Here is a 24,358-nt window from a genome sequence, read left to right on the forward strand (position 1 = left end):
CCCGGAGCCTGCGATGACGCCGTCCCCACCGGCTTCCGATGCCGCCCGAGCCTCCCGGGCCGCCACCGCGCGCGCGGTGCGCGGCGCGCTCACGGGCGGCTCGCTCGCCACGCCCGCCACGCTCGTGGTGTTGCTCGTCATCGTGCTGCCCGGGTTGCAACTGGTGCGCTACAGCTTCAACCGGTTCGATCCGGTCGACATGATGCAGGCGGCACTGACCGGCACGAACTACGTCAAGTTCTTCACCGATCCGTACTACCTGTCGGTGCTCTGGACGACGATCAAGGTTGCCTCGCTGTGCACGGCGCTCGCGCTCGTGTTTGGCTTCCCGGTCGCCTACGTGCTCGCGCGCACACAAACCCGCTTCAAGAGCCTGCTGGTGATGCTGCTGGTCTTCCCGCTGCTGGTGGGCAATGTCGTGCGCGCGGCCGGCTGGATGGTCATGCTCGGCACGGCCGGCTTCGTCAACGCCATGCTCGTGTCGCTGGACATCGTGCCGCAGCCGATTCGCTTGCTGTACACGCCGTTCGCGGTCGTGGTGGGCACCACCGCCGTCGTGCTGCCTTACATGATCCTCACATTGCAAAGCGTGCTCGAAGGCATGGACTTCTCCGTCGAGGAAGCCGCGCGCAATCTGGGCGCCACCTTCTGGCAAACACTCACGCGCGTGATCCTGCCGATGGCCGCACCGGGCATCGCCGCCGGCACCATGCTCGTGTTCATTCTCTGCATGAACGCGTACGCCACCCCCGTACTGCTCGGCGGCACCGGCATCACCATGATGACGCCCACGATCTACGACCAGATCGCGAAAGCGAACAACTGGCCGTTCGGCGCGGTGCTGTCCATCGTCTCGATGGTGGTGACGTTCGTGCTCGCCATTGCGTCGCACTGGATCATCCATCGGCGCTATGCGAAGACGATGATGACCTGACACACCCGCCCGCCCTGATCCGCGCGACCTTGCGTGCCGGCCGGCCCCGTCCATCGGTCGTGCCCAACGCCGTCCACCCCCTGACATTCGCCCCAATTTGCCGATAAGGACTTCGTGATGCCGACTCTCTCCGATGCGACACGTCAGTACCGCCATCGTCTGATGCATGACCTGATGGACCGCGCGCGCGTCGACGCGCTCGTGTTCACCGCCGCCGATTTCTTTCAGTGGGCCACGAACTTCCACGTCGATGTGCAGACGTGGGAGCGCCCCATCGCCGTGTGCGTGCCGCGCAACGGCGAGCCGTTCGCGGTGATGAACGAGCTGTCGACGCATCACCTGATGATGGCGCGCGAGCGGGGCCATCTGTGGCTCGATCTCGATCGCGTCACCCTTTACGCCGAGCATCCGCGCGTGACCCAGCGCCAGCCGCTGCTCGCCGATGTGCCCACGTTGATCGCCGACACGCTGCGCGCCGCCGGTCTCGCGGGCTCGCGCATTGGCGTCGATGCGGCCGGTGGCCCGCTGGCGCGCGCCGGTGGCCTGCTGGCCGACGCGAAGCTCGTGCCCATGCTTGCCGAGATGCGCGCCCTGCGCTGGGTCAAGCACGACGAGGAAATCGCCATCATGCGCGCCGCCGCCGAGTTGGCCGACTGGGTGCAGGACCGGTATCGCGAGAACATTCGTCCCGGGCGTCTGGTGCAGGAACTCGACTACGCGATGGCCGCGCTGATGGTCACGGAAGGCGCCAAGCGCTTCCCCGGCGAAAACCTCGAAGTGATGCGCTGCTGGACCCTGTCCGGCCCCGCCTCGGCCTCGCCGCATGGCGATGGGGCGTCGTGCGGGGCGCGCATCAATGCGGGCGACGGCATGGTCAACATCGTGATCCCGCGCCTGAACGGTCTCGTGATCGAAAACGAACGCACGTGGTTCTGCGGCAAGCCGTCGAGCGAGCAGGCGCGCTACTACGAGGTCGCGCGCGCCGCCAATGAAGCCGCGGTGAACGCGGCCGTGACCGGCAAGCCCGTCTCGGGGATCGACGCCGCGGCGCAGGCCGTCATCGAGAAAGCGGGATGCGGTGAGTTCATTCGACATCGCACGGGCCACGGCATGGGCATCATCGGCCACGAATACCCGGACGACATGGCGTTCAACCACCGTCCGCTGCTCGCGAACGAGGTGTATTCGGCCGAGCCCGGCATCTATGTCTACGGCCTGGGTGGCTTCCGTCTGGACGACTCGGTCGTCACCGGCGACACCCCCGTGATGCTCACGCGCACGCCCCGCACGCTCGCCCACGCCACGATCGATTGAAGATTGCAGGCCCGCGAGTCACGGTTGCCCGCTGACCCGGGCAACCTCTGACACACCATCCTGGAGGAGAGGTCATGGAGTCGATTCTGTTGTCGAATTGTGCGTTGCTCGACCCGGTCAAGGGCGAGCTGCGCGAAGACCACGCCGTACTGATCGAAGGCGGACGCATCAAGGAAGTGTCGGACAAGCCGATTCGGGCGGCGTCGGCACGCGAGATCGATGCCCGCGGGCGCACCGTGATGCCGGGACTGATCGATCTGCATGTGCATGTGCATGCCACGCAGCTCAACCTGGCCTCGCAAGCCCATCTGCCAAACGTGCTCGTCACGCTCCGGTCGGTGCCGATTCTGCAGGGCATGCTGCGACGCGGCTTCACCACCGTGCGCGACGCGGGCGGAGCAGGACACGCCATCAAGCATGCGGTCGAGAGTGGACTGGCCGAAGGGCCGCGCCTGTTCGTGTCGGGCCGTGCGATCAGCCAGACCGGCGGACACGGCGACGGGCGCGCGCGCACCGACTACGTTGGCACCGACGGCCCATGCCCGTGTTGCGTGCGCGTCGGCGCCCTGTCGCGCGTGGCCGATGGCGTCGACGAGGTTCGACGCGCGGTGCGCGAAGAGCTGCAAATGGGCGCCGACCAGATCAAAATCATGGCCTCGGGCGGCGTGGCCTCGCCCACCGACCCCGTTGGGGCCTGGGGTTATTCCGAAGACGAAATCCGCGCCATCGTCGCGGAGGCGCGCGGGCGCGGCACCTATGTGCTCGCCCACGCCTACACGGCATCGGCCATCGAACGCGCCGTGCGCTGCGGCGTGCGCACCATCGAACACGGCAACCTCGTCGACGCCCCCACGGCGCGCTACATGGCCGAGCAAGGCGCTTACGTCGTCCCCACATTAGTGACGTACGACGCCCTTGCCAACGAAGGCAAGTCGCTCGGGCTGCCCGACGATAGCGTCGCGAAGATCGCCAACGTTCATGCAGCGGGCCTAAGGTCGCTGGAGATCTTCCGCGAAGCCGGCGTGAAGATGGGCTACGGCTCGGATCTGCTGGGTGAGTCGCAGCGCCTGCAGAGCGATGAATTCCGTCTACGCGCCGAAGTGCTCTCGCCGGCGGAGATTCTGCGCAGCGCGACGGTCATCGGTGCCGAGGTGCTCGGACAGTCGGGCCAGTTGGGCGAGATCGTGCCCGGCGCGCATGCCGACGTGCTGATCGTCGACGGCAATCCACTGGCGTCGATCGATTGTCTGCTCGGCCAGGGGGAGCGGATTCCGATGGTGATGAAGGGCGGTAGAATCCACGCTTTCGCGCTGTAGGCCCCATGCGCAAGGGCCCCGACAGCTAACCCTTCCGTGGAGAATCGATGGATTTTCGGCACATCGACGCCTTTCGGGCGCTGATGCTCACGCGCACGACCACCAAAGCGGCCCAGGTGCTCGGCACGTCGCAGTCCGCGGTCAGCCGTCTCGTGGCCGATCTCGAACGCTCGACGCGTCTCACGCTGTTCGATCGCGCACGCGGACGGCTCGAACCGACGGCCGAGGCGTTCGCGCTCTTCGAGGAAGTCGAGCGCCGCTATGCCGGCCTCGACAACATCCGCGAATTCGCACTGAATCTGCGTAACCCCGACACGGCCGTCATTCGCGTGGGGTCGGTCGTGTCGTTCGGCCTGGGCTTCTTTGCACGCGTGATGGCCGGCTACCGGGCGTTGCATCCGAGCGTGCAGCTCGCGCTGACCACGGGGGCCTCCGATCTCATCCGCGACCAGGTCGTCACGCATCAGCTCGCGCTCGGCCTCGTGACCAACACGATCGACGTGGCCGCGACCGATGCCGTCTCGTTCGCCAAGCTCGACGCGATCTGCGCCCTGCCCGCAGGGCACGTCCTCGCGCGCAAGAAGGTGATCCGTCTGGCCGATCTGAAGGGGCAGCCGATCCTGTCTTACGAGCCGACCGACATGGTGCGCTGGGGCATGGATCAACTCTTTGCGGAGGGCAATCTGCATCAGCAGGTCGTTGCCACGGCCCGCTACTCGGTCAACATCGGCACGATGGTGAAAGAGAACGTCGGCATCGGGTTGCTGCATCCGGTGTCGGCTTACGATTTCCTTGACTCCGATCTCGTGCTGCGACGTTTCGAGCCGTCGATGCCGTTCCATACGCTGCGCATCACGCCTCGCGCCGCAGCCCCCAGCGCGCAACTCGACGATCTCGTGCGCGTGATGGAGACCACGCTGGAAGATGTCATGCGAGCCGTGGAGGCGCGGATGAAGCGCTGACCTAGCGCTGACATAAAAAAAGCCCGCCGAGGCGATCGCCGGCGGGCTTTCAGTACATTTCGCATATCCGGAGGGCGTCGCCCTCCCGTGACTTATGACACGATCGTCTGCGCTTCGCCTTCCTTGCGCTCGCGGATCGTGCCCAGACGGTAGACCGTCTCGCCCGACGCTTCCAGGTGCTTGACGGCCGCGTCGGCGTCAGCCGCCGCGACGATCACCGCCATGCCGATACCGCAGTTGAACACGCGGTGCATTTCGGCGTCGGCCACCTTGCCATGCGCCTGCAGCCACTGGAACAACGGCGGCAGCGTCCAGGCGTCTTGCTTGATGTCGGCCGTCAAATGCGCTTGCAGCACGCGCGGAATGTTCTCGACGATGCCGCCACCCGTGATGTGGGCCATGCCCTTGACCGGCAGCGACTGCATCAACGCCAGCAGCGGCTTGACGTAGATGCGCGTCGGCGCCATCAGCACGTCGCGCAGCGGTTGGCCGTGGAAATCGGCGTCCAGGTCCGGCTTGGCAACGTCGATGATCTTGCGAACGAGCGAATAACCGTTCGAATGCGCACCCGACGAGGCCAGACCCAGCACCACGTCGCCCGGCACGATGGTCGTGCCGTCGATGATCTTGCTCTTCTCGACCGCACCGACCGCAAAACCCGCCAGATCGTACTCGCCGTCCGGGTACATGCTCGGCATTTCGGCCGTCTCGCCACCGATCAGGGCACAGCCCGCCAGCTCACACCCCTGGGCGATGCCCTTGACGACGGTGGCCGCGGTGGCCACGTCGAGCTTGCCGCAGGCAAAGTAGTCAAGGAAGAACAGCGGCTCGGCACCCTGCACCAGGATGTCGTTCACACTCATGGCGACCAGATCCTGGCCGACCGTGTCGTGCTTGTTCAGCGTGAAGGCCAGCTTGAGCTTGGTGCCCACGCCGTCGGTCCCCGAAACAAGCACCGGCTCCTTGTAGCGCTTGGGTACTTCGAACAGCGCGCCGAAGCCGCCAATGCCGCCCAGCACGCCGTCGCGCAGGGTTTTTTTGGCAAACGGCTTGATCGCTTCGACCAATGCGTCGCCCGCTTCGATGTCGACGCCAGCGTCGCGATAGGAAAGGCCGGATGTTTCGTTAGGGTGTGACATGACGGGAATGCATCAAGGTTCGGTAAAATGCGATTTTACCCGATGCGCGTGCCCTTTCGGCATGCAAACCGGATATCGGACGCAAGCCGACGCCGGCTTGCCCTGTAAACCGCACTCCGCCAGCCTTTTGCCGGCTTTCCTCGTTCGTGATCCAGCAACTGTTTCTCGACCTCGGCACACCGCCGCCCGCCACGTTCGACAATTTCATTGTCGGGCCCAATCGCGAGGCGGCGCAAACGCTCGCCGGCCTGCCCGCCGAACTCTCGGCCGGCACGGCGCGCGATCGCGGCATCTACCTCTGGGGGACGGCCGGGTCCGGCCGCACCCACCTGATGGAGGCCCTGTGCCATGCCGTCGGCCCAAGTGCGCGCTATCTGCGCCCGAACAGCCCGCTGGCCGCCTTTACGTTCGACGACGCGAGCACGGTCTACTGCGTCGACGATTGCGACCATCTCTCCCCCACCCAGCAGATCGCCGCCTTCAACCTGTTCAACGAGACGCGCGCCCGCCCGCACTGTGCCTTCGTGGCCGCAGGCGCCCAGCCGCCTGTCGACATGCCGCTGCGCGAAGACCTGCGCACCCGCCTCGGCTGGGGTCTTGTATTTCACATTGTGGGACTCGATGACGACGGCAAGAAGCAGGCGCTGCAGAATGCCGCCCGCGAGCGAGGGTTGCAGTTGGCGACCGACGTGCCCGCCTATCTGCTCACGCACTTCGAGCGCGATATGTCGAGCCTGATGGCGTTGCTCGATCGTCTCGACCGTTTTTCGATGGAACAAAAGCGCGCGGTGACCCTGCCGTTGCTGCGCCAGATGCTGACCCACACCGATCCGGCCGTCCCGAAGGGAAAAACTGACCGGTATCGCGCCGGTTCAGGTAAGCCGCCCCTAGCTTCAGGTAAAATTCGCGCAATGACCAATTTAGCCCTCTTCGATCTCGACCACACTCTGCTGCCCACGGACAGCGACAAGGAGTGGGGTCGATTCCTCGTGCGCCAGGGTGCTGTCGAGCGTGATTCGTACGCGCAGGCCAACGAGGCGTTCTATCAGGATTACTGCGAAGGCCGGCTCGATATGCCGGCTTATCTGCGTTTCTGCCTCGCGCCGCTCGCGCGCTATCCGCGCGACCAGCTCGACGCGTGGCACGCGCAGTACATGGAAGAAGCAATCCTGCCGCACATTCGTCCCGAAGCGCTCGCACTGCTCGACACGCATCGTCGGGCCGGCGACCTGTGCGCGATCGTGACGGCCACCAACACGTTCGTCACGCGGCCGATCGCCCGGGCGTTCGGCATCGATCACCTGATCGGCACCGAACCGGCTACCGCGAGCAACGATCCGAACGCGCGTTACACCGGCGACTATGTCGGTACGCCAAGCTTCCGCGAGGGCAAGATCACGCGCACCGAAGCCTGGCTCGCCGGCCTTGGCAAGACGTGGCACGATTTCGACCACGTCTTTTTCTATAGCGATTCCGCCAACGACGTCCCCCTGATGGAGAAGGTGAACCATCCGGTGGCAACGAACCCCGATGAGGCGCTGCGCGACATCGCGCTGGCGCGTCGCTGGCCCATTCTCGAGTTGTTCCAGTGATCCGCAAACTCATCAAGAAACTGCTTGGCAAAGACAGCCAGGCCAACCTGCCCCCGACCGGCAAACCGGTCGTCATCCCCGCCTCGGTCCACGGCATCGATCCGAGCCTGCTCTCGAAGAACGCCGTGCGCGTGACCGACACGCTGCAGCAAGCCGGGTTCAAGGCCTTCATCGTCGGCGGCGCCGTGCGCGATCTGCTGCTGGGCATTGCGCCGAAAGACTTCGACGTCGCCACCAGCGCCACGCCCGAGCAGGTCCAGCGCCTGTTCCGCCGCGCGCGCATCATCGGTCGCCGCTTCCAGATCGTGCACGTGCAGTTCGGGCAGGAGATCATCGAGACCTCCACGTTCCGGGCGCTGGTCGATGCCGTCGACAGCGAGCAGATCGGCGCACGTCGTCCGAAAAAAGGCGAACTCGACCGCAAGACGCACGTCACCGACGAATCGGGCCGCGTACTGCGCGACAACGTCTGGGGCGAGCAGGAGGAAGACGCCGCCCGGCGCGACTTCACCGTCAACGCCATGTATTACGATCCGGCGGCCCAGACGGTGCACGACTATCACCACGGCTGGGAAGACATTCAGAAGCGCGTGCTGCGCATGATCGGCGACCCGGCCACGCGCTACCGCGAAGACCCCGTGCGCATGCTGCGCGTGGTGCGTTTCGCGGCCAAGCTCGGCTTCAAGATCGACGACGCGACGGCCGAGCCGATTACACAGCTCGCGCCACTCATCGACAACGTGCCGGCGGCGCGTCTGTTCGACGAGATGCTCAAGCTGCTGCTCTCGGGTCACGCGTGGGCGTGTGTGCAGCAACTGCGTGAGCAGGGCCTGCATCACGGCCTGCTGCCGTTGCTCGACGTGGTACTGGAGCAGCCGTTGGGCGAGAAATTCGTCATGCTGGCGCTCGCCAACACCGATGCACGCATCCGCGCGGGCAAGCCGGTCTCGCCGGGCTTCCTGTTCGCCGCGCTGCTCTGGCATCTCGTGCTCGAAAAGTGGCAGGCCTATCAAAGTGCGGGCGAATATCCGATTCCGGCGCTGCATCTCGCGATGGACGACGTGCTCGACGCGCAAACCGGCAAGCTGGCGATCCAGCGCCGTTTCGTCGCCGACATGAAGGATATCTGGGGCTTGCAGGTGCGCCTGGACAAACGCGTTGGCCGCACGCCGCTGCGCATGCTCGAGCATCCGCGCCTGCGCGCGGGTTACGATTTCCTGCTGCTGCGTTGCGAATCGGGTGAAGTCCCGGCCGAAGCCGGCCAATGGTGGACCGACTTCCTCGAAGGCGACGCCGCGACACGCGACACACTGCTTTCCCAAGGCAGCGGACCGGGCTCCACGCCGGCCGCCAAGCGTCGCCGCCGACGTCGCAAACCGACGGGCGGAAGCAGTGGCGAAAGCGCGGGCGGCGAACGTGGCGACGGGGCGGCGGCAACGAGAGCGCGACCAGCGAGAATCAGGGCAAGCGGGTATCATCGCGACAGCATGGTTCCGAAGGTGCCTCATGACTGTTGCCTACATCGGGCTCGGCGCGAATCTCGGTGACGCCCGCCAATCGATCAAGGACGCCATCGTCTGCCTGGCGCAGCAGATCGGCGTCACGATCATTGGCAAGTCTGACTTGTATCGCACGGCCCCCATCGAATCGAGCGGCGACGACTATCTCAACTGCGCCGTCGCTGTTGAGACGAGCCTGAGCGCTCATCAGTTGCTCACGCTGTGCCTGAAGATCGAGTTGCATTTCGGACGCGAGCGACCGTACAAGAATGCGCCGCGCACGCTCGATCTCGACCTGCTGCTGTACGGCAACGAGTGCATCGCCGAACCCGACCTGATCGTCCCGCATCCGCGCATGGCCGCGCGCGCCTTCGTGCTGCGCCCGCTCGCGGATCTCGCTCCCGAACTCGACATCCCTGGCCTGGGCCGCGTCAGCGCCTTGCTGCAAGGCGTCGCCGACCAGCGCATCGAGCGCGTCGAGCAGTGCTGCTGCCCGACGAAGCGCGCCTACGTGTCATGAGATCGCCCGTGCTCGGGCGTTTTCGCTACCTGGCCGTCGAGGGCCCCATCGGGGTCGGCAAGACGTCGCTGGCGCAGCGCCTGGCCGATGCCGCCGGCGCCACAGTGTTGCTCGAGCAGCCCACGCTCAATCCGTTTCTCGAACGTTTCTATCGCGACAGCGCACGCTACGCGATGCCCGCGCAGTTGTCGTTCTGTCTGCAACGGGTCGACGAAGCGACAGAAATTGCCCGGCGCGAGATCGACGGCAAACCGATCTTCACCGACTTTCTTCCCGAAAAAGATGGCCTGTTCGCACGCCTGACGCTCTCGGCCGACGAACTCGATCTGTATCGCAGGCTCGTGGCGCACATCGAGCGGCCGCACCGGGCGCCGGATCTCGTGATTCATCTGCAGGCGAGTCCCGAGACGCTGTTCGCGCGCATTCAGAAGCGCGCCATCCCGATGGAACAGCAAATTCCCGATACGTATCTGCGCGCGCTGTGCGACATCTACGGCGAATTCTTCTATCATTACGCCGCTGCGCCGGTATTGACGGTCGACACGGAACAATTCGACCCGGCGCATAACGACAATGACTTCGCCCTGCTGGTCGAACGCATCGATCAGATGCGCGGACGCAAGGAAGTCTTCGTCAAGGGCGCTCGCCCCTGATCGTCGCCCGCGCCGCGCAGGCAAACGGGCGACACCTCACGAACCGAGGCTGACATGAGTTATCTGCAAGAATCCAACCGCAAGGCCGTGACCGTTCCCGGGCTTGCCCAGATGCGCGAGCGGGGCGAGAAGATCGCCATGCTCACCGCGTATGACGCAAGTTTCGCCGCGCTGCTCGACCGCGTGGGGGTCGACGCCATTCTGATTGGCGACTCGCTCGGCAACGTGATCCAGGGCCAGCGCACGACGTTGCCCGTCACATTGCGCGACATCTGTTATCACACCGAATGCGTCGCGCGCAGTGTCGACAAGGCACTCGTACTGGCCGACCTGCCGTTCGGCACCTATGGCACGAAGGAGCAGGCTTATCAGAGCGCCGTGGCCGTCATGCAGGCCGGCGCGCAAATGGTGAAGATCGAAGGCGGCGCGTGGCTCGCCGAGACGGTGCGCTTTCTGGTGGAGCGCAGCATTCCCGTGTGTGCGCATCTGGGGCTCACGCCGCAGTCGGTGCACGCGTTCGGCGGCTTCAAGGTTCAGGCGCGTGAAGATGCTGCGCAAACGCAGTTGATCGACGATGCGCGTACGCTGCAAGCGGCAGGCGCGCAGTTGGTCGTGCTCGAAGCCATTCCGGCCGCCGTTGCGGCGCGCGTCACCCCGGAAGTGCCGACGATGCCGACCATCGGCATCGGGGCCGGTCCCGAATGCGACGGACAAGTGCTGGTGCTGCAGGATATGCTCGGCGTGTTCCCCGGCAAGTCACCGAAGTTCTCGATGAACTTCATGGAAGGCCAACCGAGCATTGCCGCCGCCATCGAGGCGTACGTGCAAGCGGTCAAGCACGGCACGTTCCCTGCGCAAGCGCATTGCTTCTGAGCGAGCGGACACCGCCCACGCGCTGACGAGACAGCGGCTCGCGAACGCGCCGCTGCCTCTGTGCACGCTGATGTGCCACGCGCGCTCGAACCTGCGGCGATCCTGACGCACCCCTTGCGCCCCCTTGCGCTATCGTTCCGCGCTCATCCCGCCATCGGCAGCGTCAACACGACGGCGAACCCCGCGTCGGGGCCCCACTCGAACGTCATCGTTCCGCCGTGTGCATGCATCACCTCGGCCACCATCGCCAACCCCAGGCTCGCCCCTTCGCGTCCGTCGGCGCGCGATGAGAACGGCGTGCGCACCCGCTGCCACTCCGACTCGGGGATGCCCGGCCCATCGTCGAAGAAACGCACGCGCCATTGATCGTCGACGCGCGTCACATCGACGTGAAGCCGATGCGGTGCGCCATACGCCAGCGCGTTGACCAGCACGTTCTTGATCGCTTCGCGCAAGCTCAGTGCATCGCCGACGATCATGCAGGGCGTCGGCGGTGCGTGAAAGGCCACATCGATATCGCGTGTTGCATACGACAGCGTCTCGCGCATCGCCACCGGCAACAACGCCTTCAGATCGACCGGCGTGGGCGCCACGCTGTCGGCGCGATGCTGCACCATCGCGTGATTGATCAACTGGTGAATGAGTCCGCCCAGCCCACGCGCCTGCTTCTGGATGCGCGCGATATGCGCCTGACGCGCCGCCTCGTCCTGCGTCTGCGTGAGCATTTCCGCCTGCGCGGTGAGCGCCGTCACCGGCGTGCGCAATTGATGCGCGGCGTCGCCGATGACACGACGCATCAGCGCGCGCGAGGTGGCCAGCCGCTGCATGAAGTCATTGATTGCACCGACGAGCGCCAGCGTCTCGGCCGGCGCCGTCACCGCCAACGGCACGAGGTCGTTCGAATCGCGCGCCCGGATGGCCGCTTCGATCTGCTTGAGCGGCGCGAGCGCCTGACGCAGCGTCCACAACGCCGCGAGCATTGTCAGCACGCCGGTGGCGATGGTGATGAGCAACGTGTTGTCCGCCAGTCCGCGCGTGAACCGCACGCGTGCGTTCTGCGTGTGGGCCAGTGCCACCACGGCCCACGGATGCGGCGCGCTCACCGGCATGCGGCGACCGACGATGGCGATGCGGATGGGCATCTCCTGGTACGTGCCGTCGACCACGACCGGCCCGCCGGCCAGCTTGTCCCACGGAATATCGGGACGGAACTCCGAATCGCCCGCGACCGAGCGGCCGTTCGGATCGAGCACGTTGTAGAAGATCTGATCGCCCGGCGCGAGGGCGGAAAAGGCGGCGAGCGGCACGTCGACGTTGACCTCGCCATTCTGATACCACGTGTTTTCCGCGACCTGCAGCGCGCTGCCGAGCAGCCAGCGGTCGTACGCGCGGTCGACGGCCGCGCGCGTCGAGAACCAGATGCCGAGCAGCACCGCCGCCACGGCGAACGCCAGCACGGCGCCCATGCGAACGACCAGCCGCAGATACAGGGAACGGCCGGGAACGATCATGACAGCACGAGTTGATAACCCAGTCCGCGCAACGTGCGAATCTGGAATTGCGCGGCGGCCAGTTTCTTGCGCAGACGCGCCACATATTGCTCGATGGCGTTCGCATTCGGTGCCGGCTCGTCGCCATACAGGCGATCCATGAGTTCGTCTTTGCCGAAGATGCGTCCCGGGCGCGCCGCGAGAATTTCGAGCAGCGTCACTTCGCGACGCGTCAGTTCGATCGGCAGGCCATCGACCTCGACGCCGCGGCTCTTGCGGTCCAACGTGAGATTGGCGCACGTCAGCCGATTCGTGGCGTCCTGCCCGGTGCGCCGCATGAGCGCTCGCACGCGCGCTTCCAGCTCGCGAAAATCGAACGGCTTGGTGAGGTAGTCGTCGGCCCCGAGATCGAGCGCGCGCACCCGCTCCTCGATCTCCGCGCACGCGGTGAGCATGAGCACGCGTGTGGACAGGCCGCGCTCGCGCACGCGTCGCAGCAACTCGAAGCCATCGACGTGCGGCAGCATGACGTCGAGGATCAGCAGGTCGTAATCGTCGCCGATGCGTGCCGCGGCGGCCGCGCCGTCGGTCTCGCAATCGAGCGCGTGGCCGAGCCTGCGCAACTGGGTGGCAATCGCTTCGGCGACATCGGCGGTGTCTTCCACCAGCATGATGCGCATGGTTCCTGAGTCTCCTTCGATGGTGATCACGGGGCGCCCGGTATTTTCCGCTGCTTTCCCGCTGTTCTCTCGCGACTTCCCGGCGGATGTGCGTGATGGTCTCTGGATTCTCTCGGAAATCGCAGGCGACTTCCTCGGGGTTTCCCCTGCATTCGGGTGCTGCGCGCCCGACGTGTCAGCTTCGCTACAGCTTCGCTGCTTAGCATGGGAACCGATTATAAGAGCATCCCTCAGGAGACACGCAATGCACAACGCCGCCCATGCGGGCACCGCCGGGACCCCTGCGCCCGCGGTGCCGCCATTACTCGAAATCGATGGCGTCACGCTGCAATACAAGACCGACGATTACCTGGTGACCGCCGCGCAGCAAGTGAGCTTCAACGTCTATCCGGGCGACCGGTTCGTGCTGCTCGGCCCGTCGGGCTGCGGCAAATCGACGTTGCTCAAGGCAATTGGCGGCTATCTGCCGCCGGTCCACGGCGAGATTCGCCTCAAGGGCCGCACGATCACCGAACCGGGTCCCGATCGCATGATGGTGTTCCAGGAATTCGATCAACTGCTGCCGTGGAAAACCGTGCGTCAGAACGTGGAGTTCGCGCTGATCGCCAGCGGTCGCCTCAAGCGGCGCGAAGCCGCCGAGCGTGCCGGCCACTACATCGAAAAGGTTGGCCTCGCGAAGTTCATCGACAGCTATCCGCACACGCTCTCGGGCGGCATGAAGCAGCGCGTGTCCATCGCGCGCGGCATGGCGATGGAGCCCGACGTCCTGCTCATGGACGAGCCGTTCGCCGCGCTGGATGCCCTCACGCGCCGCAAGATGCAGGACGAACTGCTGCGCCTGTGGGACGACACGCGTTTCACGGTGCTGTTCGTCACGCACGGCATCGACGAAGCGATTCGCATCGGCACGCGCATTTTGCTGCTCTCGCCGCACCCCGGCCAGGTTAAGGCCGAACTCAATAGCATCGCCCCGGAGCAACTCGGTACGGCGCACCAGAGCGCGCTCGAGACGCGCATCGATCAACTGCTGTTCGCAGCCCACTGAGGAGACGGCCATGAACGCCATGACCTCGCAACACACCCCGTCGTCCCCCAAGGCGAGCGTTGAAGCGCCCCTCGAAGCCGTCTACCGGCCGGAATTCGTGCTGGAACCGACGCCCGCCGAGCTGTCGTCGATTCAGCGTCCGCTGTCGACCTTCGAAACGCTGTATCGGCTAAGCTGGCTGCGCAAGACTCTCATCCTGTGCGTGCTCGCCTTGATCTGGGAAATCTACGGCCGCTGGCTCGACAACGCGCTGCTCTTCCCGAGTTTCACCGACACGGTCAGCGCCTTCGCCGGCGGATTGACCAGCGGCGTGCTGCTGCTGCGCGCTGCCGTCTCGCTCAAAACGCTGCTCATCGGCTACGGCATCGGCATCGGGCTTGCCGCGGTGCTGACCACCGTCGCCATCAGCTCGAAGATCGGCAACGACCTGCTCGAAACGCTCACGGCCATGTTCAACCCGCTGCCGGCCATCGCGTTGCTGCCGCTCGCGCTGATCTGGTTCGGCCTGGGCAACGGCAGCGTGATCTTCGTGCTCGTGCACTCGGTGCTGTGGGCCGTGGCGCTCAACACGCACAGCGGCTTTCGCGGTGTATCGAAAACGCTGCGCATGGTTGGGCAGAACTACGGGCTCAAACGTTTCGCGCTGGTTCGGCATGTGCTCATTCCGGCCGCGTTCCCAAGCATTCTCACCGGGCTGAAAGTGGGCTGGGCGTTTGCGTGGCGCACCCTGATCGCGGCGGAATTGGTGTTCGGCGTGTCGTCCGGCTCGGGCGGTCTGGGCTGGTACATCTTCGAGAACCGCAATTCGCTGGAGACGGCCAACGTGTTCGCCGGCCTGTTCTTCGTGATCATGATCGGTCTCGCGGTCGAGAACCTGCTGTTCGCCCGCATCGAAAAGCGCACGCTGCACCGCTGGGGCATGCAGCACTGACTCACGATTCACACGATTTTTTGCGGCAGTGTCTGATTGACGCCCCTTCGGGGGTATGAATAATTCCAACTATCCGGAGACAACAACACCATGAACCGACGCCATTTCACCCGCTGGGCAAGCGCGCTGACGCTCGCCGCCACGACCGCCTTTTCCACGCTCGGCAACGTCGCGCACGCCGAAGCGAGCACTGTGCGTTTGTCGCACGGCTACGGCATTCTCTATCTGCCGCTGATGGTCATGCGCGACCAGCATCTCGTCGAGAAGCACGCGAAGGCATTGGGCCTGGGCGACGTGAAGACGACGTGGACCGTTCTCGACGGCGGCAATGTCATCAATGACGCCATGCTCGCCGGCAATCTCGATGTCGCGGGCACGGGCGCACCGGGCTTCGTCACGTTGTGGTCGAAGGCGCACGGCATTCCGCGCTCGGAAGTGATCGGTCTGTCGGCCCTGTCGAGCGGCCCGCTCTGGCTCAACACGAACAATCCGAACGTCAAGTCGCTCAAGGACTTCACCTCGAAGGACAAGATTGCGATTCCGGGCATCAAGACGTCGCTGTCCGCCGTGCTGCTGCAAATGGCGGCGGCCAAGGCCTTCGGTATCGAGAACTACGCGAAGCTCGATCCGCTGACGGTCAGCCTGAGCCATCCGGAAGCCGTCAGCGCCCTGCTCTCCGGCAAGACGGAAATCACGGCGCACTTCACCTCGCCGCCGTTCTCGTACCAGGAACTGAAGGATCCGCGCATCAAGCGGGTGCTGAATTCCACCGACGTGCTCGGCAACATCACCATCGACGTGGTCTTCGCGCCCAAGCAGTTCACCGTGCAGAATCCCAAGCTGGTGCAGGCGATCCTGGACGCCCAGGACGAAGCGGCCGCGTACATCGCCAAGGATCACGTCGGCGCCGCGCAAACGTACCTGCGCGTGTCGAAGATGAACGTTTCGCAAGCCGACATCGAGCAGATTCTGGCCGATCCGGGCATGAAATTCACCACCACGCCCAATGGCCTGATGCAGTATGTCGAGTTCATGAGCCGCGCGGGCACGATCAAGACGCGTCCGGCGAAGTGGAGCGATCTGTTCGTGCCGCAGATGGCAGCGCGTCAGGGCAGTTAATGGCATAACGCACGGCGGCGCGTGTTGGCGCCGCCGTGCGTGAGTCGCCGGGTGTGCTTGTTCTGGTTGATGCGACTGAAGCGACTGAAGCGACTGAAGCGACTGAAGCGACTTAAGCGACTTAAGCGACTTAAGCGGTCAATGGCGTCGTCGATGGCGCCGCCAACACCGTCGCAGGCAGCGCACCGCGCAGCGCATTGCACACGACAATTGCCTGTGCGCTCAGCACGTCGTCTCGTGTGAGCACGGCTTCCACCGCCGACCATTTCGCGTCGTCGAGCATCACCCCGCGCATCACGCCCGGCAACACACCGCACGACAGCGGCGGCGTCATCCAGATACCATCGCGCTTGACGAACACATTGCTGCGCCCGCCCTCGGTCAGCTCGCCGCGCTCGTTGAAGCACAGCATGTCGAACGCGCCATTCGCTTCCGCCCTCTTCCACGCCGCATCGTAACGCGCACGCACCGTGGTCTTGTGGCGCAGGAACAGGTCGTTCGCGCGGGTCGTGCTCGCGGGATCGTCGGCCGCCGCCAGCAGCACCTTGACCGACTTGCCCGGTAGCGGTGCCAGCACGGCGTGCGTTATCGCGACCGTGCCGTCATGCGAGAGCGCCAGACGCACACGGTGAACGTCGTCTTCGCTCAGCGTGGCGACAACCGCATCGATCTGTGCACGCAAAGCCGCCTCATCGAACCGGAAGCCGAACCCCGTCGCAGACGCCGCCAGGCGCGCCATGTGCCGCGCGAGATGGGCCACGCCCGTCGCCTGCGTCGCCTGCATCGTCTCGAAGAGTTCGAAGCCCGGATCGAGCGCACTCAGGAAACGCGCCTTGAGCCTGCACTCTTCGCGCTCCTCGTGCGCCCGGCTGTCGAGCACGATGCCCGCCCCGACCCCCAATCGTCCGCGCCGCAACCCGCTGGCGTCAGGCGCATCGAGTTCCAGCGTGCGAATGGCGACGGACAGGCAGAAGTCGCCAAGCGCGTGCGGGTCGTCCTCGCGTGCATCCAGCCAGCCGATCGCGCCGGTGTAGAGCCCGCGCGACGACGCCTCGAGTTCACCGATCAGTTGCATCGCGCGATATTTCGGCGCGCCCGTGATCGAACCGCAGGGATACAGCGCGCGCAACACGTCGGCGAACGTCGCCGCTTGCGGCAGCGTTGCCGTGACGGTCGATGTCATCTGCAGGACGCTCGCGAATCGCGTCACCTCGAAGCGCCTCGGCACCTCGACCGAGCCGGGTATCGCGAGCCGTCCGAGGTCGTTGCGCAACAGGTCGACGATCATCACGTTCTCGGCGCGGTTCTTCTCGTCGGCCGCGAGCGCGGCGCTGCGCTCGGCGTCCACCGATGCGTCGCCGCTGGCCGGCGCCGTGCCTTTCATCGGACGCGCCTCGATCTGGCCGCGCGAATGACGCAGGAACAGTTCGGGCGAGAGAGAGAGAATCGCCCGGCCGGCCACGCCCGACGCGCCCGGTAACATGACGAGCGCACCGTACGGCACCGGCTGGCGCGCGCGCAGCCGGCGATACAGCGCGACGGGCGAGCCGAACGCGTCGAAATTCAAACGGTACGTGTAGTTGATCTGATAGCACTCGCCTTGCGAGAGCCAGTCGTGGATGCGGGCGATGGCGTCGTCGAAGGCAGCATCGCTCACGTCGCTTTGCAGCGCCGCGACCCCGGCCACGCCGGGCGGCGCAATGCCGTCGCCGTGACCGGCAACGACAGGCGCCCCCCTGCCGTCACAGGCATCGGCCGCTTCGCGTTGCGACAGCCACGCCTGCGTTTGCGTCGCGTCGAGCCGCTGCAACTCGCGAAACAGCAGGACACGCAGTCGTCCCCGCGCGCGACGCGTCGCGACCGTCTGTACGCCCGCGAGACGCACACCGAATTCGTAGTCGGCCAGCAACACGGCATGCAGGCCGTGACGCGTGGCGTCTTCCACTTCGCGAAGCGCGTCGGAAAGCACACCGGGCTCGTCGCAAGTCACCTCGCGCACGAGCCCGGTATACAGACGCGCCCCGCCGGCCGGATCCGCGCTGTCGTCCAACAGCGCGAACGCGGCCATGGGGGCTTCACATGACATGGAATTACTCGAAGAACTGCTTCACGCGGTCGAACCAACCCTTCGTCTGTGGGCTGTGACGGGCGCCGCCGGCCTTGAGTGCGGTATCGAAGTCACGCAGCATTTGCTTCTGCTTGTCGTCGAGCTTGACCGGCGTTTCCACCTGCACATGCACGTACAGATCGCCCGGATAGCTCGCGCGCAGGCCCTTGATGCCCTTGCCGCGCAGGCGGAACGTCTTGCCCGTCTGCGTGCCTTCCGGCACTTCGAACGTCGCCTTTCCATGCAGCGTCGGGGCGTCGATGTCGCCACCGAGTGCCGCCGTCGCGAACGAAATCGGCATCTGGCAATGCAGATCGTCGCCGTCGCGCTCGAACACGTTGTGCGCCTTGATGTGGATTTCCACATACAGGTCGCCCGCCGGACCGCCATTCACACCCGGTTCGCCGTTGCCGCCCGAGCGAATGCGCATGCCGTCTTCGATACCCGCCGGGATCTTGATCTCCAGCGTCTTGGTCTTCTTGATCTTGCCCGAGCCGTGGCAGTTTGTGCAGGGGTCGGGCAGGTACGAGCCCGTACCGTGGCACTTCGGGCAGGTCTGCTGAATGCTGAAGAAGCCCTGCGACATGCGCACCGCGCCCGATCCGTTACAGGTCGGGCAGGTCTCGGGCTTCGTGCCCGGCTTCGCGCCGTTGCCGTGGCAGATCTCGCATTCGTCCCAGCTCGGCACGCGAATCTGCGTGTCGAAACCGTTCGCGGCCTGCTCGAGCGTGATCTCCATGTTGTAGCGCAGATCTGCGCCGCGATACACCTGCGGACCGCCCCGGCCACCACGGGCACCCGCACCGCCAGGGCCGCCCTGACCGAAGATGTCGCCGAAGATATCGCCGAACGCGTCCGCGAAGCCGCCGAAGCCCTGACCGCCCGCCCCGCCGAAGCCGCCCATGTTCGGGTCGACGCCCGCGTGACCATACTGGTCGTACGCGGCACGCTTCTCCGGCTCGGAGAGCATCTCGTAAGCCTCTTTGACTTCCTTGAACTTCTCTTCGGCGTCCTTGCTGTCCGGATTGCGGTCCGGATGGTACTTCATCGCCAGCTTGCGATACGCCTTCTTGATTTCGTCGTCGGCGGCGTTCTTGGCAACGCCAAGCACTTCGTAGTAATCACGTTTGGCCATAAGTCTTTCCAATGTTGGCGCATGTCGCCATCAGGCAAAAAGCCGGGTCGAGATTCCCTTGGCAGAGAACTTCGATACCCGGCCTACACGCGACGCACGTTCATGAGCGTCGCGCGCCATGCACGCCTTACTTCTTGTCGGTGACGTCCTTCACTTCGGCGTCGACGACGTTATCGTCATGCGGCTTGCCCGGCTCGGCGCCCGCGGCACCCGCAGCACCGGCTTGCGCCTGCATGTCGGCATACATCTTCTCGCCGAGCTTCTGGCTGGCAGTGCCGAGCGCCTCGACCTTGGCATCGATGTCCGCCTTGTCCGAACCGCGCAGCGCGCCTTCCAGCGCCGTGATGGCCGACTCGATCGCTTCCTTTTCCGAGGCTTCGATCTTGTCGCCGTACTCCGTCAGCGCCTTGCGGGTGCTGTGCACGAGGGCGTCGCCCTGATTGCGGGAGTCGGCCAGTTCGCGCGCCTTCTTGTCTTCCTCGGCGTTGAGCTCGGCATCCTTGACCATCTGCTCGATCTCGGCGTCCGACAGACCCGAGTTCGCCTTGATGACGATCTTGTTTTCCTTGCCCGTGGCCTTGTCCTTCGCGCCGACGTGCAAAATGCCGTTGGCGTCGATGTCGAAGGTCACTTCGATCTGCGGCGTACCCCGTGCGGCGGGCGGAATGCCTTCGAGATTGAACTCGCCCAGCGACTTGTTGCCGGCGGCCATCTCGCGCTCACCCTGGTACACCTTGATCGTCACGGCCGGCTGATTGTCGTCGGCCGTCGAGAACACTTGCGAGTGCTTCGTCGGGATCGTGGTGTTCTTCGTGATCATCTTCGTCATCACGCCGCCGAGCGTTTCGATACCCAGCGAGAGCGGCGTCACGTCGAGCAGCAGCACATCCTTGCGGTCGCCCGAGAGGACCGAGCCCTGAATCGAGGCACCTGCGGCCACGGCTTCGTCCGGGTTCACGTCCTTGCGCGGTTCCTTGCCGAAGAACTCCTTGACCTTCTCCTGCACCTTCGGCATGCGGGTCATCCCGCCGACCAGAATCACGTCGTCGATGTCGCTCACCTTCACGCCGGCATCCTTGATGGCCAGACGGCAGGGATCGATCGTGCGGGCGATCAGCTCTTCGACCAGCGCTTCGAGCTTGGCACGCGTGATCTTCAGGTTCAAGTGCTTCGGACCCGAGGCATCGGCCGTGATGTACGGCAGGTTGATTTCAGTCTGCTGGCTCGACGACAGTTCGATCTTGGCCTTTTCCGCCGCTTCCTTCAGGCGTTGCAGCGCAAGCACGTCTTTCGACAGATCGACACCTTGTTCCTTCTTGAACTCGCCGATGATGTAGTCGATGATGCGCTGGTCGAAGTCTTCGCCACCGAGGAACGTGTCGCCGTTGGTCGACAGCACTTCGAACTGGTGTTCGCCGTCCACGTCCGCGATTTCGATGATCGAGATGTCGAACGTGCCGCCACCCAGGTCATACACCGCGATCTTGCGGTCGCCGCCTTCCTTCTTGTCCAGACCGAATGCCAGTGCGGCAGCGGTCGGCTCGTTGATGATGCGCTTGACTTCCAGACCGGCGATACGGCCGGCGTCCTTCGTGGCCTGACGCTGGCTGTCGTTGAAGTAGGCCGGTACCGTGATCACGGCTTCCGTGACCGGCTCGCCCAGGTAGTCCTCGGCGGTCTTCTTCATCTTGCGCAGCACTTCGGCGGAAATCTGCGGCGGGGCCAGCTTCTGGTCGCGCACTTCCACCCAGGCATCACCGTTCTCAGCCTTGACAATCTTGTAAGGCATCAGGCCGATGTCCTTTTGCACTTCCTTTTCTTCGAAGCGGCGGCCGATCAGGCGCTTGACAGCGTACAGCGTGTTCGTCGGATTGGTCACCGCCTGGCGCTTGGCCGGTGCGCCGACCAGAATCTCGCCATCTTCCATATAGGCGATGATCGACGGCGTGGTGCGGGCACCTTCCGCGTTCTCGATGATCTTGACCTGATTGCCTTCCATGACGGCCACGCACGAGTTCGTGGTGCCCAAGTCGATACCAATGATTTTGCCCATGTTTATTTCTCCTAGCGTCCTTTGCGTCGTTCCGTGGGGCCTGTGGCCCGCTCAAATCGTTGATCTGCACGTCATATGGGTACAGCCCGGTCCATTTCAAGACCCTTCTTGTCGTCCGGTTTTACCCCGCGTCGTGCCAGCGTAACCATCGGCATGACGCCCGTGCAGTCCACGGCCGGGAATGCCGTGCCGGTTGCCGGAACTTGCCATGATGTCATGACGTCCGACGCCGGCGCGGCCCGATTACTTGGCCGCCGCGACGGTCACGAGCGCCGGGCGCAGCACGCGATCGGCGATGAGGTAGCCCTTTTGCAGTACCGCGACGACGGTGTTCGGCTCCTGCTCGGCGGGCACCATCGAAATGGCCTGATGTTGATGCGGATCGAACTTCGCACCGGCCGGGTCGATGACCGTCACCCGGCTGCGTTCGAGCGCCGAGACAAGCTGGCGCAACGTCAGGGCGACGCCTTCCTGGAGCTTGGCCACATCGCCGCTCTTGTCGGCCGCGGCCGCTTCCAGGCTGTCGATCACCGGCAGCAGGTTCTCCGCGAAGCTCTCGACGGCGAATTTGCGCGCCTTTGCCACGTCCTCTTCCGCACGGCGGCGAACGTTCTCCATCTCGGCGCGCGCGCGCAAGGCGTCGTCGCGCAGGGCTGCCGCTTCGGCCTGGGCCGCCAGCAGTTGCGCCTCGACCGAGGGCAGCGCGTCGTTCGCGCCCGCCGCGTCGGTCGGGGCCGCTTCGGCCTGGGACGGAATCGGCTGATCGGGGGTGTTTTGCGGTTCAGTCATGAGCTTGAGTCGTCAAAAGGTTCTTGCGGCGCACCACGACGATGCGCCACCGGTTCAAATCCCTTTGGATAGTAGGGGCGTTCACACCGATTTCAAGGGCTGGCGGCGCGCTGTGCGCCATGCCGGTGCGCGCCGCGTGCCGATAAATATCCGGTTACACGCGTTACGAGTCCGCTATTGTATCGGCCGTTGCTGCGACCTAACATGAAATACGGTTCAGCGGAGGCATGTGCCGCGCTGAACCCGGCCGCTCGCCGGACATCCCCCGTCCCGTCGAGCGTTCTTTCAGGAGCGCATCATGAAGCTGCCACTGGCTGTTGTCTTCATCCTTGCGTTGGTGACGACGGTAACGATTACGATCTGCTTGTCCGGCGCAGTCACCCCCCGCGATACCGAGTACGGTGGCGTGCGGGCGGTGCTGTATCACGACTTTGAAATGCCGGGCGTTCCGGTGCATTCGTCCGATACCGGAATTCCTTCGCGCTAGTCACCCGAGGGCGCGGCCGCCATGGCGACAGGCCCGCGCTCTCGCACTTCGAACTCGAACTTGGACCCCGCACGCCGACGTCAAGCGATGAGTTCGCGCGGCGCCCCCTTCCCCTCATTACAACTCGCCGACGCCCCCGAGACGGCGGCGATCCCGTTTTGTCGGCCGCCCGTGCAGTTGCGCGGCAGGCTCCTGGAACAGACGCCGGCGTTCACTCGCGTCGGCACGCGCGCGAACACTGGCCTCAGTCTCTTCATATAGCGACTGCGCCACCGGGGCGGAGCCCCGGACTTCCGCGATGGCCTTCACGCGCACGTCCCACCGCGTGCTGCCGTTGTCCACCGAGACGAGATCCCCCGGACGCACGTCGCGCGACGGTTTGACGCGCGCCTCGTTGCACAGCACGCGCCCGCGCTCGACCGCCTGCGTGGCGAGCGAACGCGTCTTGAAAAAGCGCGCCGCCCACAACCATTTGTCGATGCGTGTGGCCGCCTGCGGAGAGTCGTCGACCTTGACCGTCACGTGCTCGCTCCCGGCTGGCCCTGCGCCGCTGCGGCTGTCGCAGCCGTTGCGTTCGATGCCGCCGCCGCGGCGTTGGCTTCCTCGAACGCCGCCACGGCCGCCACTTGTCGTTGCCGGGTCGAGGCTACCGCCGCCACCGACGCCTGCGCGGCCCCTCGGGCGTCAGCACCGGCCACCCTTGCAGGTGACGCGCCGCGATTTCGCCGAGTGCCGTGATCCAGGCGCTCGCGCCGTTCAGGCACGGGATGAAGTGAAACGCCTTGCCGCCCGCGGACAGATACGCGTGGCGGCCTTCCATGTTGATTTCCTCGAGCGTCTCGAGACAATCGGAGGTGAAGCCGGGGCAGAATACGTCAACACGCGGCGTGCCCCCGCGGCCCAGCTCTTCGAGCGTGGGCGCCGTGTAAGGCTGCAGCCATTCAGCCTTGCCGAAACGCGACTGAAACGTGAGGCGACAGGTCGTCTCGTCGAGGCCCAGCGCGGCGCCCAGCGCACGCGCGGTCTTTACGCACTGATCGTGGTAAGGATCACCCAGGTCGAGCGTGCGGCGCGGCACGCCGTGAAAGCTCAGCAACAGTCGCTCGCCTGCCGAGAAATCGGGCCGGCCGTGTTGCTGCCAGTAGCCTTCGACCTGCTGACGCAATGCCTCGATGTACGCCGGATGATCGTGATAGTCGCGCACCGTGCGCACATCGGGCTGATTGCGCAGCCGGCCGAGCACGCGGAATACGGCATCGGTCGCGGTGGCGGTCGTACTGCTCGAATACTGGGGATAGAGCGGCAGAACCAGAATGCGCTCGACGCCGGATTGCCGCAGCGCACGAATGCGCTCCGGAATCGACGGGTTGCCGTAGCGCATGGCGTAGTCGACGACCACGTCGTAGTCGTTCGCGTGCAGCAAGGCCCGCAACGCGTTCGTCTGGTATTCGGTGTTCACCTTGAGCGGGGAGCCGTCGCGCGTCCAGATCGTTGCGTATTTTTGCGCCGACTGGCGCGAGCGGAACGGCAGGATTACCAGCCGCAGCAACGGCTGCCATATCAACGAGGGAATTTCCACGACGCGAGGATCCGACAGAAACTCGCGCAAATAGCGGCGCACGGCCGCGGGACGCGGCTCGTCGGGCGTGCCTAGGTTAATCAGCAGAACGGCCGTCTTGCCGGTCTGACCATGCGAAATGGGTTCGGGATCGAAGCGCAT

Annotated in this window: 22 protein-coding genes and 1 pseudogene; 14 read left to right on the top strand and 9 right to left on the bottom strand. The window is 65.1% G+C overall.

The genetic code is table 11. The annotated features are described in order from the left end of the window. The first annotated feature begins 13 nt into the window (after positions 1-13). From DRB87_RS18005 to DRB87_RS18020, 4 genes are all read left to right on the top strand, one after another. On the top strand, positions 14-934 hold the full coding sequence (locus DRB87_RS18005; RefSeq protein ID WP_240756052.1) for an ABC transporter permease: 921 nt from the start codon (positions 14-16) through the stop codon (positions 932-934). A gap of 117 nt (positions 935-1,051) precedes the next feature. Beyond that, on the top strand, positions 1,052-2,248 hold the full coding sequence (locus DRB87_RS18010; RefSeq protein ID WP_130026871.1) for a Xaa-Pro peptidase family protein: 1,197 nt from the start codon (positions 1,052-1,054) through the stop codon (positions 2,246-2,248). A gap of 74 nt (positions 2,249-2,322) precedes the next feature. Beyond that, positions 2,323-3,564 (top strand): amidohydrolase family protein, encoded by a 1,242-nt coding sequence (locus DRB87_RS18015; RefSeq protein WP_130026872.1) that lies wholly within the window; start codon positions 2,323-2,325, stop codon positions 3,562-3,564. Between the two features lie 47 nt (positions 3,565-3,611). Beyond that, the gene (locus DRB87_RS18020) at positions 3,612-4,526 is read left to right on the top strand and encodes a LysR substrate-binding domain-containing protein (protein WP_130026873.1); all 915 of its coding nucleotides are present in this window, start codon (positions 3,612-3,614) and stop codon (positions 4,524-4,526) included. Between the two features lie 92 nt (positions 4,527-4,618). Here DRB87_RS18020 and purM read toward each other — a convergent pair whose 3' ends face one another. Further along, a complete protein-coding gene (purM, locus tag DRB87_RS18025; RefSeq protein WP_130026874.1) occupies positions 4,619-5,665 on the bottom strand; it encodes a phosphoribosylformylglycinamidine cyclo-ligase in 1,047 nt (348 codons plus the stop codon). Between the two features lie 146 nt (positions 5,666-5,811). On the opposite strand from purM, the pseudogene hda reads away from it, so the two are divergent. The 6 genes and pseudogenes from hda to panB all read left to right on the top strand — a co-directional run. Then, positions 5,812-6,501, top strand: a pseudogene (gene hda, locus DRB87_RS18030) (DnaA regulatory inactivator Hda); the annotation flags it as partial. Positions 6,502-6,576: 75 nt separating this feature from the next. Continuing rightward, a complete protein-coding gene (locus tag DRB87_RS18035; RefSeq protein WP_130027947.1) occupies positions 6,577-7,257 on the top strand; it encodes an HAD family phosphatase in 681 nt (226 codons plus the stop codon). Between the two features lie 20 nt (positions 7,258-7,277). After that, complete coding sequence (pcnB, locus tag DRB87_RS18040; RefSeq protein WP_370364018.1) at positions 7,278-8,804, top strand: polynucleotide adenylyltransferase PcnB; 1,527 nt, start codon at positions 7,278-7,280, stop codon at positions 8,802-8,804. Then, the gene (gene folK / locus DRB87_RS18045) at positions 8,764-9,276 is read left to right on the top strand and encodes a 2-amino-4-hydroxy-6-hydroxymethyldihydropteridine diphosphokinase (protein WP_130026876.1); all 513 of its coding nucleotides are present in this window, start codon (positions 8,764-8,766) and stop codon (positions 9,274-9,276) included. Before pcnB ends, folK begins: the two co-directional genes overlap by 41 nt. Continuing rightward, complete coding sequence (locus tag DRB87_RS18050; RefSeq protein ID WP_026131614.1) at positions 9,273-9,929, top strand: deoxynucleoside kinase; 657 nt, start codon at positions 9,273-9,275, stop codon at positions 9,927-9,929. The genes folK and DRB87_RS18050 overlap by 4 nt, the downstream gene beginning before the upstream one ends. A 54-nt stretch (positions 9,930-9,983) precedes the next feature. Beyond that, positions 9,984-10,802 (top strand): 3-methyl-2-oxobutanoate hydroxymethyltransferase, encoded by an 819-nt coding sequence (gene panB, locus DRB87_RS18055; RefSeq protein WP_130026877.1) that lies wholly within the window; start codon positions 9,984-9,986, stop codon positions 10,800-10,802. 143 nt (positions 10,803-10,945) lie between these two features. Here panB and DRB87_RS18060 read toward each other — a convergent pair whose 3' ends face one another. Next, entirely contained in the window at positions 10,946-12,313 is a 1,368-nt protein-coding gene (locus DRB87_RS18060) for a sensor histidine kinase (RefSeq protein ID WP_130026878.1), read from the bottom strand. Next, on the bottom strand, positions 12,310-12,972 hold the full coding sequence (locus DRB87_RS18065; protein ID WP_130026879.1) for a response regulator transcription factor: 663 nt from the start codon (positions 12,970-12,972) through the stop codon (positions 12,310-12,312). Before DRB87_RS18065 ends, DRB87_RS18060 begins: the two co-directional genes overlap by 4 nt. 244 nt (positions 12,973-13,216) lie before the next feature. Here DRB87_RS18065 and DRB87_RS18070 point away from each other — a divergent pair, with 244 nt between their 5' ends. The 3 genes from DRB87_RS18070 (at position 13,217) to DRB87_RS18080 (ending at position 16,067) form a co-directional block, all read left to right on the top strand. Then, entirely contained in the window at positions 13,217-14,017 is an 801-nt protein-coding gene (locus DRB87_RS18070; protein WP_130026880.1) for an ABC transporter ATP-binding protein, read from the top strand. 19 nt (positions 14,018-14,036) lie between these two features. Next, positions 14,037-14,948 carry an ABC transporter permease gene (locus DRB87_RS18075; RefSeq protein WP_206100120.1) on the top strand — a complete coding sequence of 304 codons (912 nt, stop codon included), beginning with the start codon at positions 14,037-14,039 and terminating at the stop codon, positions 14,946-14,948. A gap of 90 nt (positions 14,949-15,038) precedes the next feature. Beyond that, entirely contained in the window at positions 15,039-16,067 is a 1,029-nt protein-coding gene (locus tag DRB87_RS18080; RefSeq protein WP_130026881.1) for an ABC transporter substrate-binding protein, read from the top strand. 130 nt (positions 16,068-16,197) lie between these two features. On the opposite strand, the gene DRB87_RS18085 is transcribed toward DRB87_RS18080, so the two are convergent. The 4 genes from DRB87_RS18085 to grpE form a co-directional block, all read right to left on the bottom strand. Beyond that, entirely contained in the window at positions 16,198-18,153 is a 1,956-nt protein-coding gene (locus tag DRB87_RS18085; RefSeq protein ID WP_165385356.1) for a chorismate-binding protein, read from the bottom strand. Between the two features lie 4 nt (positions 18,154-18,157). Then, positions 18,158-19,309 (bottom strand): molecular chaperone DnaJ, encoded by a 1,152-nt coding sequence (dnaJ, locus tag DRB87_RS18090; protein WP_017232024.1) that lies wholly within the window; start codon positions 19,307-19,309, stop codon positions 18,158-18,160. A 127-nt stretch (positions 19,310-19,436) separates the two neighbouring features. After that, a complete protein-coding gene (gene dnaK, locus DRB87_RS18095) occupies positions 19,437-21,362 on the bottom strand; it encodes a molecular chaperone DnaK (protein WP_130026882.1) in 1,926 nt (641 codons plus the stop codon). A gap of 243 nt (positions 21,363-21,605) precedes the next feature. Continuing rightward, positions 21,606-22,151: a nucleotide exchange factor GrpE gene (grpE, locus tag DRB87_RS18100; RefSeq protein WP_017232022.1), complete on the bottom strand. Its 546-nt coding sequence runs from the start codon at positions 22,149-22,151 to the stop codon at positions 21,606-21,608. A 298-nt stretch (positions 22,152-22,449) separates the two neighbouring features. Between grpE and DRB87_RS18105 the strand changes: the two genes are divergently transcribed. After that, positions 22,450-22,638 carry a hypothetical protein gene (locus DRB87_RS18105; RefSeq protein WP_130026883.1) on the top strand — a complete coding sequence of 63 codons (189 nt, stop codon included), beginning with the start codon at positions 22,450-22,452 and terminating at the stop codon, positions 22,636-22,638. Positions 22,639-22,755: 117 nt separating this feature from the next. Here DRB87_RS18105 and DRB87_RS18110 read toward each other — a convergent pair whose 3' ends face one another. Together DRB87_RS18110 and hemH are read right to left on the bottom strand one after the other, a co-directional pair. Further along, the gene (locus tag DRB87_RS18110) at positions 22,756-23,160 is read right to left on the bottom strand and encodes an RNA-binding S4 domain-containing protein (RefSeq protein WP_130026884.1); all 405 of its coding nucleotides are present in this window, start codon (positions 23,158-23,160) and stop codon (positions 22,756-22,758) included. A gap of 124 nt (positions 23,161-23,284) precedes the next feature. Further along, entirely contained in the window at positions 23,285-24,358 is a 1,074-nt protein-coding gene (hemH, locus tag DRB87_RS18115) for a ferrochelatase (RefSeq protein WP_130026885.1), read from the bottom strand.

Source organism: Pandoraea sp. XY-2, assembly GCF_004193915.1.
In the GTDB taxonomy this organism is placed as follows: Bacteria; Pseudomonadota; Gammaproteobacteria; order Burkholderiales; family Burkholderiaceae; genus Pandoraea; species Pandoraea cepalis.

Coding starts and splice junctions, on each gene's coding strand:
- DRB87_RS18005 (WP_240756052.1), top strand. CDS start 14: ATGACGCCGTCCCCACCGGCTTCCGATGCCGCCCGAGCCTCCCGGGCC.
- DRB87_RS18010 (WP_130026871.1), top strand. CDS start 1,052: ATGCCGACTCTCTCCGATGCGACACGTCAGTACCGCCATCGTCTGATG.
- DRB87_RS18015 (WP_130026872.1), top strand. CDS start 2,323: ATGGAGTCGATTCTGTTGTCGAATTGTGCGTTGCTCGACCCGGTCAAG.
- DRB87_RS18020 (WP_130026873.1), top strand. CDS start 3,612: ATGGATTTTCGGCACATCGACGCCTTTCGGGCGCTGATGCTCACGCGC.
- purM (WP_130026874.1), bottom strand. CDS start 5,665: ATGTCACACCCTAACGAAACATCCGGCCTTTCCTATCGCGACGCTGGC.
- DRB87_RS18035 (WP_130027947.1), top strand. CDS start 6,577: ATGACCAATTTAGCCCTCTTCGATCTCGACCACACTCTGCTGCCCACG.
- folK (WP_130026876.1), top strand. CDS start 8,764: ATGACTGTTGCCTACATCGGGCTCGGCGCGAATCTCGGTGACGCCCGC.
- DRB87_RS18050 (WP_026131614.1), top strand. CDS start 9,273: ATGAGATCGCCCGTGCTCGGGCGTTTTCGCTACCTGGCCGTCGAGGGC.
- panB (WP_130026877.1), top strand. CDS start 9,984: ATGAGTTATCTGCAAGAATCCAACCGCAAGGCCGTGACCGTTCCCGGG.
- DRB87_RS18060 (WP_130026878.1), bottom strand. CDS start 12,313: ATGATCGTTCCCGGCCGTTCCCTGTATCTGCGGCTGGTCGTTCGCATG.
- DRB87_RS18065 (WP_130026879.1), bottom strand. CDS start 12,972: ATGCGCATCATGCTGGTGGAAGACACCGCCGATGTCGCCGAAGCGATT.
- DRB87_RS18070 (WP_130026880.1), top strand. CDS start 13,217: ATGCACAACGCCGCCCATGCGGGCACCGCCGGGACCCCTGCGCCCGCG.
- DRB87_RS18075 (WP_206100120.1), top strand. CDS start 14,037: ATGACCTCGCAACACACCCCGTCGTCCCCCAAGGCGAGCGTTGAAGCG.
- DRB87_RS18080 (WP_130026881.1), top strand. CDS start 15,039: ATGAACCGACGCCATTTCACCCGCTGGGCAAGCGCGCTGACGCTCGCC.
- DRB87_RS18085 (WP_165385356.1), bottom strand. CDS start 18,153: ATGTCATGTGAAGCCCCCATGGCCGCGTTCGCGCTGTTGGACGACAGC.
- dnaJ (WP_017232024.1), bottom strand. CDS start 19,309: ATGGCCAAACGTGATTACTACGAAGTGCTTGGCGTTGCCAAGAACGCC.
- dnaK (WP_130026882.1), bottom strand. CDS start 21,362: ATGGGCAAAATCATTGGTATCGACTTGGGCACCACGAACTCGTGCGTG.
- grpE (WP_017232022.1), bottom strand. CDS start 22,151: ATGACTGAACCGCAAAACACCCCCGATCAGCCGATTCCGTCCCAGGCC.
- DRB87_RS18105 (WP_130026883.1), top strand. CDS start 22,450: ATGAAGCTGCCACTGGCTGTTGTCTTCATCCTTGCGTTGGTGACGACG.
- hemH (WP_130026885.1), bottom strand. CDS start 24,358: ATGCGCTTCGATCCCGAACCCATTTCGCATGGTCAGACCGGCAAGACG.